The sequence below is a fragment of the Oceanobacter antarcticus genome (genome assembly GCF_044962685.1).
Classification (GTDB): Bacteria; Pseudomonadota; Gammaproteobacteria; order Pseudomonadales; family Oceanobacteraceae; genus Oceanobacter; species Oceanobacter antarcticus.
On record NZ_JBBKTX010000001.1, the window covers coordinates 75,164 to 88,132 of the forward strand.

Annotated in this window: 13 protein-coding genes; 10 read left to right on the top strand and 3 right to left on the bottom strand. The window is 52.6% G+C overall.

The annotated features are described in order from the left end of the window. Positions 1-210: 210 nt before the first annotated feature. Entirely contained in the window at positions 211-672 is a 462-nt protein-coding gene (locus WG929_RS00370; RefSeq protein ID WP_369857060.1) for a PAS domain-containing protein, read from the top strand. Positions 673-901: 229 nt separating this feature from the next. Here the strand turns inward: WG929_RS00370 and ppa are convergent, their stop codons facing one another. Continuing rightward, positions 902-1,432, bottom strand: coding sequence for an inorganic diphosphatase (gene ppa / locus WG929_RS00375; RefSeq protein WP_369857061.1), 531 nt, complete (start codon positions 1,430-1,432; stop codon positions 902-904). A 156-nt stretch (positions 1,433-1,588) separates the two neighbouring features. Here ppa and WG929_RS00380 point away from each other — a divergent pair, with 156 nt between their 5' ends. From WG929_RS00380 to WG929_RS00390, 3 genes are read left to right on the top strand one after another with little or no spacing between them, the layout of a single operon-like run. Continuing rightward, a complete protein-coding gene (locus WG929_RS00380; RefSeq protein ID WP_416204416.1) occupies positions 1,589-3,829 on the top strand; it encodes a TonB-dependent receptor plug domain-containing protein in 2,241 nt (746 codons plus the stop codon). A gap of 18 nt (positions 3,830-3,847) precedes the next feature. Then, positions 3,848-4,750: a hypothetical protein gene (locus WG929_RS00385; RefSeq protein WP_369857063.1), complete on the top strand. Its 903-nt coding sequence runs from the start codon at positions 3,848-3,850 to the stop codon at positions 4,748-4,750. Beyond that, complete coding sequence (locus WG929_RS00390) at positions 4,747-6,648, top strand: response regulator (RefSeq protein ID WP_416204417.1); 1,902 nt, start codon at positions 4,747-4,749, stop codon at positions 6,646-6,648. Before WG929_RS00385 ends, WG929_RS00390 begins: the two co-directional genes overlap by 4 nt. A 22-nt stretch (positions 6,649-6,670) precedes the next feature. Here WG929_RS00390 and WG929_RS00395 read toward each other — a convergent pair whose 3' ends face one another. Next, positions 6,671-7,639: a class 1 fructose-bisphosphatase gene (locus WG929_RS00395; RefSeq protein WP_416204418.1), complete on the bottom strand. Its 969-nt coding sequence runs from the start codon at positions 7,637-7,639 to the stop codon at positions 6,671-6,673. Between the two features lie 203 nt (positions 7,640-7,842). Here WG929_RS00395 and mpl point away from each other — a divergent pair, with 203 nt between their 5' ends. From mpl to WG929_RS00415, 4 genes are all read left to right on the top strand, one after another. After that, positions 7,843-9,213: a UDP-N-acetylmuramate:L-alanyl-gamma-D-glutamyl-meso-diaminopimelate ligase gene (mpl, locus tag WG929_RS00400; protein ID WP_416204419.1), complete on the top strand. Its 1,371-nt coding sequence runs from the start codon at positions 7,843-7,845 to the stop codon at positions 9,211-9,213. Beyond that, positions 9,210-9,845 carry a flavin prenyltransferase UbiX gene (locus tag WG929_RS00405; protein WP_416204420.1) on the top strand — a complete coding sequence of 212 codons (636 nt, stop codon included), beginning with the start codon at positions 9,210-9,212 and terminating at the stop codon, positions 9,843-9,845. Before mpl ends, WG929_RS00405 begins: the two co-directional genes overlap by 4 nt. Further along, entirely contained in the window at positions 9,838-10,218 is a 381-nt protein-coding gene (locus tag WG929_RS00410; protein ID WP_369857068.1) for a PA3694 family proteiin, read from the top strand. The genes WG929_RS00405 and WG929_RS00410 overlap by 8 nt, the downstream gene beginning before the upstream one ends. An 85-nt stretch (positions 10,219-10,303) precedes the next feature. Beyond that, entirely contained in the window at positions 10,304-10,558 is a 255-nt protein-coding gene (locus WG929_RS00415; protein WP_416204421.1) for a DUF2175 domain-containing protein, read from the top strand. A gap of 137 nt (positions 10,559-10,695) precedes the next feature. Here WG929_RS00415 and WG929_RS00420 read toward each other — a convergent pair whose 3' ends face one another. Further along, a complete protein-coding gene (locus WG929_RS00420) occupies positions 10,696-11,436 on the bottom strand; it encodes a glutathione peroxidase (protein ID WP_416204422.1) in 741 nt (246 codons plus the stop codon). 276 nt (positions 11,437-11,712) lie between these two features. On the opposite strand from WG929_RS00420, the gene WG929_RS00425 reads away from it, so the two are divergent. Beyond that, positions 11,713-12,090 (top strand): hypothetical protein, encoded by a 378-nt coding sequence (locus WG929_RS00425; RefSeq protein WP_369857071.1) that lies wholly within the window; start codon positions 11,713-11,715, stop codon positions 12,088-12,090. Between the two features lie 27 nt (positions 12,091-12,117). Continuing rightward, positions 12,118-12,954 carry a sugar nucleotide-binding protein gene (locus tag WG929_RS00430; RefSeq protein ID WP_416204423.1) on the top strand — a complete coding sequence of 279 codons (837 nt, stop codon included), beginning with the start codon at positions 12,118-12,120 and terminating at the stop codon, positions 12,952-12,954. The last annotated feature ends 15 nt before the right edge of the window (positions 12,955-12,969 follow it).

Here is a 12,969-nt window from a genome sequence, read left to right on the forward strand (position 1 = left end):
CGTTATCTGGTAACAAGCAGGCTGTCACCTTGGGTGGACGGTGACCGGGTACGATGATGAAATCTTCTTTTGTAACCGGTGGTGTACAAGGGTGTACAGATTCTATTCTTACATCGTTACAAAGTAAAAGTCGCGTCCCAAAGGGGCCAAATACTTGACCACGGCGGTGACGCTGATTAACTTGCCGGAATATTCCAATGGAGAGCATGTATGTTTGCTGACGCGTCAGACCCTCAGGGGCCGATCAGCCTTGAGCTGTTGAAAAAAGCGGTCGATGCCTCCAATGATGGCATCGTCATTGCCGAGCAGGAAGGTGACGACAATATTCTGGTTTACGTCAACAAGGCGTTCGAGCGTCTGACTGGCTATCAGGCCGATGAGATTCTCTATCAGGATTGTCGTTTTTTACAGTTGGGCGATCGGGATCAGGCCGATCTGGGTGCAATCCGCCAGGCGATTGCTGAAGGACGACCGGCACGAGCCACACTGAGAAATTATCGCAAGGATGGGTCGTTGTTCTGGAACGAATTAAGTCTGTCGCCAGTGTACAGTGATGACGATCAGCTGATGTATTACATCGGTGTGCAGAAAGACGTCACCGCGACCGTTGAAGCCCTGCATCGTGCTGAAGTGGCAGAGGCCGAGTTGGCCAGGTTGCGTAGCCTGCCCTGATCCGTTGAGCACAGCTGTAAAAGTTACGCTGTTAAAAATCATCTCAAAAGGCTCATTCAGCACGGTTAAACTGCGCTTTTTCGTTGATTGTTGCCTCGGTCTTTTATCGCTCACTCTATTTTTTAGATGCCAGGGTGGGCTTTAACCATCCAATAGGAAGCATAAAAAAAGCAGAGTCGCGGCTGCGCTCTGCTTTTTTATTGATACTGATTGGTTGGTCTGTACCGGATTACTTGTTGTTGTAAGCTTCGGCAGATTCCATGATCAGGCGACGTGCTTCGTCGGCATTACCCCAGTCGCGCACCTTGACCCATTTTCCGGCTTCCAGATCCTTGTAGTTTTCAAAAAAGTGGGCAATCTGGTTGCGCAGCAACTCAGGTACGTCGTTTACGTCCTGAACGTCATCATAAATCTTGCTGAGTTTGGTATGAGGAACGGCGAGTAACTTGACGTCTTCGCCACCTTCGTCTTCCATGTTAAGTACGGCAACCGGGCGAGCGCGGATGACAGAACCCGGTTGTACTGGATAAGGCGTGATCACCAGCACGTCAAGTGGGTCACCGTCACCTGCCAACGTATTTGAAATATAACCATAGTTGGCCGGGTAGAACATCGGGGTGGCCATGAAGCGATCGACCATCAGGCAATCCATGTCCTTGTCTATTTCGTATTTGATGGGGGCATGGTTGGCTGGAATTTCAATGACGACGTAAACATCGTTTGGCAGGTCTTTACCTGCGGAAATGGCGTTGTAGCTCATCTTGTTTTCCCTGGGTCGGTTGAGTTATTTGGCCGGATTATAGCCAAGCGGCTCTTGTTCTGTCAGGTCTACATCAGTATAAAACTGCAGGCATCGACCAAAAGATGCAGGCAGCCGGTTTATTATCCTGATCAGCGAGTAAAAGAAATACGACTTATGGCGATGTTAATTTGGGCCTTGGTGGGCATCCCGTTACTGTGGGTGTCTGGCAATGCGACGGCCAGCGATTTCGACGATAAGCAGCTGCCAGACTTTGCGGAAGTCTTTGGCCTCGGTGATGATGATATTCCGGTTGTCCTGACGGCGACGCGCCTGCGCCAGCCGCGTGCCGAGGTACCTGCCAGTGTCACCGTGATTGAAGCAGAGCAAATCGAGGCATGGAATGTCCGAACCCTGCCAGAACTGATGCGTTTTGTGCCAGGCATGTTTATTGGTCATGGCGATGATGAGAACAACGCATCGATTGCCTATCACTCTTCCAGCCCCAGTGTGATGAGGCGCTTACAGGTGATGGTGGATGGCCGCTCGGTGTTTAAATCCGGCATTGCCTCGGTGGTCTGGGATGATATACCGATCGCGTTAGAGGATATTCAGCGGATTGAAATTACCCGAGGCCCCAGTTCGGCAACCTATGGCTCCAATTCCTTTCAGGGGGTCATTAACATTATCAGCAAGCACCCGGGTGACACTTTGGGGGTGCGTTTGCGTTACCGTAATGGCAATCAGGGAGAGGATGACAGTTTGGCCAGTTATTCCTGGCAAGATGACAGTGTTTCCTACCGACTGACAGCACAACTGAATGCATCGAATGGGTTTGATGGTATCGATAGCACGAAGGGGGCTGATGACCTGCGCGACAGCAGCCGTCATGGTTTTGTCAGCCTGAATCGGACTCAGGGGTTTGAGGGTGGCTGGCAGCTGAATACCCAGGCGGCCTACAAGGCGGGCCATACTGACATTCGCCAGGGGGATTTTGATCAGGGTTATCCAGATCAGGATACGCGTCAGGGAATGGTCATGGCCAAGCTTTCTCGGGATTTCAGTGCCAATCATTCGTCTTCGGTACGTGCCTACTGGCAATATGATGATCGCACGCAGGAGACTTCTGTCCGGGTGCCAACGATATTGCTGGATCCGAACCTGTATGCCCTCTATCGCAACAATCCGGATCTGGCTCGGTTGGCATTAAATGAATCCATGATTAATGCCGTGGCATCCGGGGCTTCTGCCGAGCAGCTTGAGGCGTTGGCAACGTCAGCTGGCCATCCGGTTGAGGTCAGCAATTCCGATCTGGATCAGCTGCAGGCGATGCTGGCGAGTACCGGTGGGGACGTTGCCAATGTGTCGCAAGAGGTGACGGGACAAACCAATTGGAATATCGCTGATGAGCGGGTTGATATTGAATTTCAGGATACCCGGCGCTGGAGTAACTCACTGCGTACGGTCTTGGGTATCAATATGCGACGGGATCAGGTGACGTCCGAGACGTATTTTGGCGGCAAGGTAAATAACGATACCTATCGGGTGTTTGGTAATCTGGAATGGCGCAGCTATGATCGTGTCATTGTCAACCTTGGTGGCACCTATGAGCGCGAAGATGCCAATGATGATGCCTTCTCTCCCCGGATTGGCCTGAATCTGTTATTGACCCCCCAGCAGAGTATTCGCCTTATTCACTCAGAAGCCGTGCGTTCACCGGATTTGCTGGAGCAGAACCCTAATTATACGGTGGCCGTCAGCGGCCTTGGGGATAATTACCTCGGCTTGTCGGAAGGACAGTTTTTTATTCATCAATGGCCGGAGTCAAGGGATCTCGATCATGAGCGAATTGTCAGCACCGAAGTAGGCTATTATGGTCGTTTCTCTGATCCTGATATCGAAATTGATCTGAAATTGTTTCAGGAGCATATGACCCACCTGATTTCGGATCCCATTCAGATTCAGAGCCTGGCCATCAGTTCGGATACCCAAATGGATATTGATGGGGCAGAAGTACAGCTTAACTGGCGCATGACTCCCACAGACTGGATCTGGTTGTCGTCTGCCTATATTAATGTCGAGCTCAAGGGTGAGGATGGCGTGCAACGCAATCAACGTGTTGATACCCGCCTCAGTGCGAAAGACAGTGTGGTTGCGAGCCGGCATCATCAGGGCAGTCGCTGGAGTCTGACAGGCTCGCATTTCTGGTACGACGCCTACAATAGTAAGTACAGCGGCAAGGGAAATCGCTATCGTCGCTATGAAGTCAGTCTGAAAGTATTTGACCGGATCGGCCGGTATAACCCTTGGTTGGGTTTTCATTTACAGCATCTGGTTGACGACAGTAGTCTGGTGTACGCGAACCAGCGCTACTCTACAAATAATCTGTACAATGTACAGCTTGGCCTTAATTTCTGACAGGGAGCGGATGCTTGCATGGATGCATGGCTTTTCAAGCAATGGTTTAAGCTACTGGTTTTTCCCCTGTTAGTCGGGTTGAGTGGTACTGCCAGTGCGCTTGAGTTGCTGTTTATCACCCATAAGACGATGGACTCGGTTAATGAGCTGGCAGCACAGACGGCTGCCGGATCTGGCGCCAGCTCGACGGTACGGGTGTTGTCTGACGGTCATCTGGACAGCGCCATTGCCAGTGCTGATGTCGTGGTGTTGGTCGGCCCTGTGGCAGTGCGGGAAGCGGCGTCTCTGGCGTTGCCCATTGCTTTGCCAGTGTTGGCTACCCTGGTAACTCGTGAAGACATCTTCAGGGCAGATCATCTGTCCAGTGCTGTGTATCTGGAGCCACCCTTGATGCGTCAGGTTAGCCTTGCCCACGAGATTCTCGGTCGCCAGACTCCGCTCGGCTTGCTGGCCAGTAGTCCGGAGCGTCTGCTCACCTTGTGTTGCAACGAAAGTGCATTACGCAAGATGGGAGTCACTCCTTATTTTATCAGTGACTATCCGGGTATGAATCGAGCGCTGGTGGATCTGTTGCAGGACAATCAGGCGCTGGTCGGCATTTACGATCCCGAGTTGTTCAGTGCTGCCAATATCAAGAATATCCTCATTACCGCCTATCGCCAGAATCGACCATTGATTGGTCCATCCAGTGCTTATATCCGTGCTGGTGCGCTGGCGACGACCTATAGCGACCTTGACGATGTTGCCAGTCGACTGGTGGATATCATTCGGCAGGGGAGCAAGTCGGGTAGCTGGCCAGAGCCGGACTACAATCCCTATTTCAAGGTGCGTTACAACGAACAGGTGGCTCGCTCCCTGAATCTGGTGCTGCCCGATGAAAATGACATGGTAACCCGCCTCAAGGACAGGGAACGTCGATGATTTCGGTTCGGCGCTGGTCGATCCGCCTAAGAATCATGTTGGTTGCAACAATTCCGGTGGTGTTGGCAGCGATTCTGATTACCAGTTATCACATGATGCAGCGCTGGGAGGAGTTACAGCGGGAAACTGACAGCTTGGCGAATATCGCGCTGGAACACCTGGTGGCAGGCGCAGAATATCCTATTTTTTCAGGCAACTATCAGTTGCTGAATCCGGTGGTGATGGCGGTGCTCAAGCAGCCTTCCATTGCGGCCGTTGAGATCCTGGATATGAGTGGCAAGCGGCTGTATTTCCAGCAAACCGAGCGTTACGAAGAAATCCCCAGAAAGGATGTTCGTACCTTGACGCGGGAAATTTTTCCTGAAATTCCGGCGCTGGACAGCTTGTCCGAGTTTGATTCCCAACAGCCAGAGGTACACCGTATCGGGCTGGTCAAGATGGAAGTGGCGGATACCTTTATTCGTCAGCGTCAGGACGCCATTATGTATCAGTCCATGGTGGCAGGTCTGGGGTTTGTACTGGTCTCCATGCTGGTGGCTGGGGGAATCTCGACAACGATTATCCCGCCGCTTGAACGACTCACTGGCTTTATCGGCCAGCTGGCTTCTGGCAATGTCAAACAGCGTATTACGATCGACAGTGGGGCAGAGATAGGCAATCTTCAAGATAGCGCTAATCGGCTGGCTGAGTCGTTGCAGCACGCTCAGGAAGCCCACCGGCGCTATACCGCAGAACTCCGGGAAGAACAGCACAAAAGCCAGCAGGCCAGTCAGGCCAAAAGTGAATTTCTGGCGATGATGAGCCATGAATTACGTACGCCATTAAATGGCGCAGTAGGGATGCTGCAGTTGATCGCACTGGATAACAAGGCTGAGGAATTTTACGAATACAAATCGATGGCTGAGCAGTCGCTGACCAATCTGGCACAGCTACTGGAAGATGTGCTGGTGGTTGTAGACACGGAAAAGAATAACTTGCCGGTGGTTTTTGCCGAGCATCCGCTGCCTGAAATACTGGCGACCCTGATGCACGAGTTCAGCCTTCGGGCACTGGAAAAGCGGCTGTCTTTCGTTGTTGAATACGATGATATCCTGTCGCAAGGCAAAATTCGGGTGGATCCATCGCTGGTGCGGCAAATTGTTCGCCACATCATTGACAACGCGATCAAATTTACCGAACAAGGGTATGTGGTGGCATTGTTCTCGATTCATCAGCAGCCGACCAGCCACTGGCTCAGAATCCAGGTGAAGGATACCGGGATCGGCATTCCGCCCGATAAACGACACAAGGTTATGGAAGCCTTTTCCCAGATAAGCTCATCTTTCAGTCGTCAATACGACGGGATTGGGCTGGGTCTGACCATTTCACAGCATATCAGCCATATCCTCGGCGGCAGTATCCAGTTACGGGATAATGACGGTGGGGGAACCCAGGTATTAATCAATCTGCCGATCAAGCGTTCTGTCGTGTCCGGTAACCAAGACACGGATGTGCTTGGTATGGCGCTTGCCGTTTTGGTGGTAGAAGACAATGTGGTTAACCTCAAGGTGGCAGAAAAAATGATCCTCAAGGCGTGTCCTGGAGCCAACGTGGTTGCTGCCGAAAACGGCGAACGCTGTCTGGAATGCGTGGCGGAGCAGGATTTTGATCTGATTCTTATGGATTGTCAGATGCCGGTTCTGGATGGCTTTGAGACAACCCGGCGTTTGCGTGCCAACGGCGTGACAACCCCTATTGTTGCCTGTACCGCCAATGGCTCGGATCTGGTGTTTCGGCGCTGTATCGGCGTGGGAATGAATGACTACCTGGGTAAGCCGCTGTCATTGGCTTCGCTGCAAGCCACTTTGCTGAAGTGGGGCCGGAAGGGAGGAACGGAGGTCAGTACGACGGATCGCTGACCTCCTGATAATCGACCGTTAATCAGTGATGATACTGCTCAACGATGCTTACTTCCTCAGCGGAACCCATCACGACGGAGACGCGCTGGTGAATGCCTTGTGGTTGAATGGCCATAATAGCTTCACTGGCGGTACTGCAGCGGCCACCAGCTTGTTCCATCAGCATGCTCATCGGATTGGCTTCGTACATCAGCCGGAGTTTGCCGGGTTTGGCGGGATCACGGTTGTCGAACGGGTACAAGAAAATCCCCCCTCGAGTCAGAATACGATGGATTTCCGCCACCATGGCAGCCACCCAGCGCATATTGTAACGTTTACCCAGCGGGCCGGTTTCGCCCTTCAGCAAGTCATCTACGTATTGCTGCATGGCCGGTAGCCAGAAGCGCTGGTTCGACATATTGATGGCAAACTCGGCAGTAGCGGCGGGCACCTGAATATTTTCTTTCATCAGCAGGAATTCGCCCATGCGGGTGTCCAGTGTGAAGGAATATACGCCGTTACCCGTGGTCAGCATCATGATGGTGGATGGCCCATACAGAACATAGCCAGCGGCCACTTGCTGGTTGCCTGGTTGCAGATAGGCCGCTTCGTCACTGCCATGGCTGCCTTCCGGCGCCGCCAGAATCGAGAAAATGGTGCCAACCGTCACGTTGATGTCGATATTGGAAGAACCATCCAGTGGATCAAACAGCACCAGATAAGCACCGTTTTCATTGCATGCCACAGGATCCGGCTCTTCTTCGCTGGCGATACCGCGTACAGCGGGTAATGCCGCCAGTGAGTCCTTCAGCAGATCGTTGGCGATCACATCCAGTTTTTTCTGGCATTCACCCTGTACGTTTTCCTGCTCGGCGCTGCCAAGAATGCCCGCTAGGTCACCGAGGGTGAGCTGGTGGGCAATGTCTTTGCAGGTCACTGCCAACTGGTCGATAACATCGATCAGTTCTGCATTGTCGCAGTGCTGCTGTAAAAAAGTCCTCAATCTAAGCATAGGTCGCTGGGCCTCATTGGTCACATTCGTTCCGTTGCGGCGATACTACCGGAATCAGGTTCTGATTACAGTGCCAGCCGTGGCCGCCTGACCTGATTTCGCCTTCTTCTACCGACAGACAGGCCGATTTATCTGTGCTTGGGTCAGCGCGACCCAGCGGCTACACTAGCGGACTTTTTGTTGGTTTGTGGGGATGATTGGCCATGCGCGTTCATATTTTGGGAATTTGTGGCACTTTCATGGGGTCGCTGGCGCAGTTGGCGAAGGCGCTCGGCCATCAGGTGTCAGGCAGTGACCATGGTGTGTATCCACCCATGAGCGAGCAGCTGTCGGCTGCCGGGATCGATCTGATTGAAGGGTTTGACCCCGCTGCGATTCCTGCTGATACCGAGTTGGTGATTATCGGTAATGCCATGTCGCGGGGGAACCCATCGGTCGAGTATGTACTGGAACGAGGTATTCCCTATTGTTCCGGCCCCCAGTGGATGAATCAGCATCTGCTGCAAGGTCGCTGGGTTGCTGCGGTAGCAGGTACCCATGGCAAAACATCAACAGCCAGTATGTTGGCCTGGATACTTGAGTGCGCGGGAATGGCACCGGGCTTTCTGATTGGTGGTGTGCCGGGAAACTTCCCGGTGTCCGCCCGCCTTGGTGACAGCCCGTTTTTTGTGATAGAAGCCGATGAATATGACACGGCGTTTTTTGACAAGCGCTCGAAGTTTGTTCATTACCTGCCCAGAACCGTAGTGATGAACAATCTGGAGTTTGATCACGCGGATATTTTTGACGACCTGGCGGCGATTGAGCGTCAGTTTCATCACCTGGTGCGACTGGTTCCGGCTTCTGGCCGTATTGTATTGCCTGCATCTGAACCGGCGCTGGAACGAGTGCTGGCGCAAGGTTGCTGGAGCGAAATCGAACGTTTTGGAGAACGAAGTGGTTGGCATATACGCAAGCATGCGGATGATGGCAGTCTCTTCTCGTTGTGGCAGGGCGAGCAGCAATTGGGTCAGGTGCAATGGTCACTGAATGGTGATCATAATCTGAATAATGTCTGCGCTGCGCTGCTGGCTGCGCGGCATATGGGTGTACGGCCCGAGCAGGCACTGGAGGCCCTGACGTCGTTCAGATTGCCGCGCCGACGGATGGAATGCCTGGCAAATACCGGCAGGGTGCGTGTGTATGACGACTTTGCTCATCACCCTACGGCGATCAAGACCACTCTGGCCGGTGCCAGAGCGGCGATGACGAATGACGAGCGGTTGATTGCGGTACTCGAACCACGTTCCAATACCATGAAAATGGGAGTGCACAAGGAAGCACTGATACCCGCTGTGGGCGCTGCTGATTTGTCCTTCTGGCTGGAATCGCAAGGCCAGGGCTGGAGCCTGGCAGACCTTCTGCCTGAAGAAAAAGGGCGCTGTTTCCATACGGTTGAGGAGCTGCTGGAGCATTTGCAGCAACAGCTGCGTCCTGGTGATCGGGTGGTATTTATGTCCAATGGCGGATTTTCCGGCCTACCGGCACGGTTTGCTGCCTGGGTTAACCTGCAAGCAGAGGAAGAACACGCGTGAATGACTGTCGTATCTGTGTCGCGGTCACCGGAGCCTCTGGTTCACCCTATACCTTGCGCCTGATTGAGGTTCTGCTGGCGGCGGATCAGAATGTTGACCTGATCTTTTCTCGCGCAGCCCTGCTGGTGATGGCAACGGAAACCGAATTGCAGCTGCCTGGCAAACCGCAAGGTCAGGCCCGTGCGCTGCACCACCATTTTCAGGTGGATGCGCAGCGTCTGCGAGTGTTCGGCCGTGATGACTGGATGTCCCCCTGGGCCTCTGGTTCCGGTCAGCCCGGCACGTTGGTGATCTGTCCGTGCAGTACCGGCACGTTGTCGGCGATTGCCGTCGGTGCCAGCGATAATCTGATCGAACGGGCTGCCGATGTGGCATTAAAAGAAGGTCGCAAGCTGATTCTTGTGCCCCGTGAAAGTCCATATTCGGAAATTCATCTCAGCAACATGCTGACACTGAAACGTATGGGAGCGACCATTCTGCCCGCTAGTCCGGGTTTCTACCATCAACCACAATCGGTTCAGGATCTGATTGATTTTGTGGTGGCCCGTATCCTTAACCAACTCAATATACCCCAGTCGTTAATGCCACTGTGGGGAGTAACCTACCCGCCAGGAGAAATATCCGGTGACTGAAACCAATCACGAATCACATCATAATCCGGTCGAGCCACCGGATATCACCCGCTGGGCATTTATCGGATTTGTCGCCGGGATCATTTTATCTGTGCTGGCAATGGAATATTACGGCTTTATCAAGCATCCATCCGACGCTGACAGCGCCCGCATCGACGAGTTTGTCTTGTTGTCGCTGGAACCTGGTTATGACGTCAAAGTTTCGAACAAGGCATCTGGCAAAGAGGCGTTCTGCGTTGATGGCTATTTGCTGCTGCGGCCGACCAATGGTCATGAAGTGGCCGGCATCCTGGTGGATGGCAAAAACCGACCGGTAGCCTGTCAGGAGGCGCTGGGTCATGGCCAGCCTGAGTTGAAGGCACCGAGCGAATAATCTGGCTTGTCGGCTGACTGCTGGCAGTGGATTTTCGACAGCCTGCTAGACTGCAAATATATTCAGATATTTGGAATCAGCCAGCATGTCGTTGAACTGTGTATTTTGCCAAAAAGTGGTTTTTGGCAGTAGTGGACAGACGGTACCGGGGATGGGGCCAGCCCATGCTCATTGCTATCAGGCCTATCGCACCATGAAACGTACCTTCAAGTCGATGGATATTACCCAGCTGACGGATGTTGAACTGGCGGATCTGAAAGATCTGGTACTGGCAGAAGAAAATGACAGGAAACGCAAGGCCAGTGGTGGTACGGACGAGGGTGATATTGAGCTGTTCTGAGACCTTTTTCTGATCGGCCCATACCGATGTTTGTTTCATTGCTGTAGAGATAGGACCCCCGGCAATGTCCGGTAACAACACCAACCAACACCAACCATACCGGTTAAACGGTGTTATTGGTGTTGGTTGAGGCCGGATTACTTCCCAGAAAGATACTTGATCAACTCATCCGAGCCGCCAATGTGCTCTCCGCCAATGTAAATTTGCGGTACGGTTTCACGTCCGGTGATAGCGCGCAGTGAGACGATACTGGCATCCGTACCCATGACGATTTCTTCATAATCCATCCCTGCTGCTTCCAATGCACCTTTGGCTCGCGCACAAAAGGAGCAGCCCGGCTTGGTGAATAACGCCACCGATTGGGGTTTTTCGGCATCGGCATTGATAAATTCGAGCATGGTATCAGCGTCAGATACCTCAAATGGGTCGCCCGGTTTTTGTGGCTCAATAAACATCTTTTCGACAATGCCGTTTTTCACCAGCATGCTGTAACGCCAGCTGCGTTTGCCAAAGCCGATATCATTCTTGTCTACCAACATGCCCATGCCAGCAGTGAACTCGCCATTACCATCTGCAATCATACGAATGTTTTCAGCTTCCTGATTGGCGGCCCAGGCATTCATCACAAAGGTATCGTTGACGCTGATGCAGAGAATTTCATCAATGCCATTGGCGCGGAACACACTGGCCAGCTCGTTGTAACGCGGCAAGTGGGTACTGGAACAGGTGGGCGTGAAGGCACCAGGAAGCGAAAAGACCACCACGGTGCGATTTTTGAAAATGTCATCACTGGAGATCTGAACCCAGTCATCTCCAACACGGGCGGGCCAGGTGACTGAGGGTACTGTTTGGCCTTCTTTACTGATCAATGTCGTCATGCTTGCTCCTTGAATGGAAAGATCGATGTTGCATCGCGTCTGCCGGAATGTTGCGCGCCGAATAAAGCAGTTACTTGGTATGTAGCCAGTATGGCTGGTGCTTATTATTCCTGAAATTAATTGAATTTATTTTTTCAATAGTTTTTTGCTTTATTGAGGGCCATCTCTCGCTGTATGGTTTTAGGGTGCATCTAAGAATGTAGCGCGCTCGGTAATTCATAGATGATCCCTTTAGAGTATGATAGCTGATCGGCGGTAATGCAGTGGTAGCCTTGTATGTTGATAGAAACCAGTTCAGATCTGATTGTCTCAGATCATGTCACAACACTGGCCAATGGTGTCCGTGTTGATGCAGCCACATTGCTTAATGGTTGTGTACTGACGATTGGCCGGGATGGTCTGGCGTTATATCGTCACCTGGATGCGTTGCAGGATCCTCTGGGCAATGGTCTGATTCGCAGTGTGGCATTGACGGACGCGGCGTGTTTACCCGATTGCTCGCCGCTGATCCGGGAACATCGAGCTGGCTACGTCGGTTTGGCCGAAGGCTTTGTATTGCTGATTGGTCTTAATGATGTCCGCCTGTTTGCCAACAAGCAGGATGCGCTGGCAAACACCCATGAATTGCAGCGTATGTCGCTGGAATATCAATAACCAGGCAGTTGACGGGGAGTAAAACGTTTGTTGGTAAATCCTTTCTATAGCTATGTGATCGGTGCAGACCGCTCGGTGGGCCAGTGTCTGACCAGAGCGCTGGCAACAGAAAACTATATCTACAAAGGCGTGGCGATTGAAAGGCAGGAGCGGCTTTCCGTACAATCGGCCGGGCAGCCGTTTTTTGTGCTGACGCCCTCGTTGTGTCATCCCAGCGACTTCAGTGATGCCATGGCCTGGGCTGATCTGGCCGATGAACATGATGCTCCTGTGGTACTGGTGTCGTCGCTGGCGGTCTTTGCAGCGGATGACGGGCATCGATTCTCCGAACAGGACAATGACTACTGTTCCAGTGAACTGGGTATTGTGTTAATGGCTGCTGAGCAACGGATCCGTCAGTGTCGTCGGCACCTGATTTTGCGGGTCGGTCAAGCTTTTGCGGTACAGTCTGGTGATTTTGCCCATACCTTGCTCACCCGCATTCGCGATAATGGCCTGATTCAGGTGGATGACCAGCGTACCTTCAGCCCGACACCGGATGATGATATTGCCAACGTGCTGTTGGCGATGCTCAAACAGGCCGACTGCAGTGATGATTTATGGGGCACCTATCATTTTTGTGGCGTAGAGCCAGTCACCTCCTACGCTTTTGCCGAAGCTTTGTTAGCAGAGGCTGGGCAATTTGAAGATTTGTCCGAGGCTCGTCTGATGGAGCATAGCGAGGGTCTAGCTCCGGTAATCTGGACACCAAATGCGGATGTGTCACAACTGTTTTATACCTTCGGGATCAAGCGCAAGCCATGGCGAACCGGTTTGGGGCGACTGGTTCGACGCTACTACCGGGCAGGCAGTACGGACAGCTGATCTGGATTGATAGAC

Excerpts from the sequence above, each read along its gene's own strand:
- WG929_RS00380 (WP_416204416.1), top strand. The coding sequence starts at position 1,589 with ATGGCGATGTTAATTTGGGCCTTGGTGGGCATCCCGTTACTGTGGGTG.
- ppa (WP_369857061.1), bottom strand. The coding sequence starts at position 1,432 with ATGAGCTACAACGCCATTTCCGCAGGTAAAGACCTGCCAAACGATGTT.
- mpl (WP_416204419.1), top strand. The coding sequence starts at position 7,843 with ATGCGCGTTCATATTTTGGGAATTTGTGGCACTTTCATGGGGTCGCTG.
- WG929_RS00390 (WP_416204417.1), top strand. The coding sequence starts at position 4,747 with ATGATTTCGGTTCGGCGCTGGTCGATCCGCCTAAGAATCATGTTGGTT.
- WG929_RS00370 (WP_369857060.1), top strand. The coding sequence starts at position 211 with ATGTTTGCTGACGCGTCAGACCCTCAGGGGCCGATCAGCCTTGAGCTG.
- WG929_RS00420 (WP_416204422.1), bottom strand. The coding sequence starts at position 11,436 with ATGACGACATTGATCAGTAAAGAAGGCCAAACAGTACCCTCAGTCACC.
- WG929_RS00415 (WP_416204421.1), top strand. The coding sequence starts at position 10,304 with ATGTCGTTGAACTGTGTATTTTGCCAAAAAGTGGTTTTTGGCAGTAGT.
- WG929_RS00425 (WP_369857071.1), top strand. The coding sequence starts at position 11,713 with ATGTTGATAGAAACCAGTTCAGATCTGATTGTCTCAGATCATGTCACA.
- WG929_RS00395 (WP_416204418.1), bottom strand. The coding sequence starts at position 7,639 with ATGCTTAGATTGAGGACTTTTTTACAGCAGCACTGCGACAATGCAGAA.
- WG929_RS00385 (WP_369857063.1), top strand. The coding sequence starts at position 3,848 with ATGGATGCATGGCTTTTCAAGCAATGGTTTAAGCTACTGGTTTTTCCC.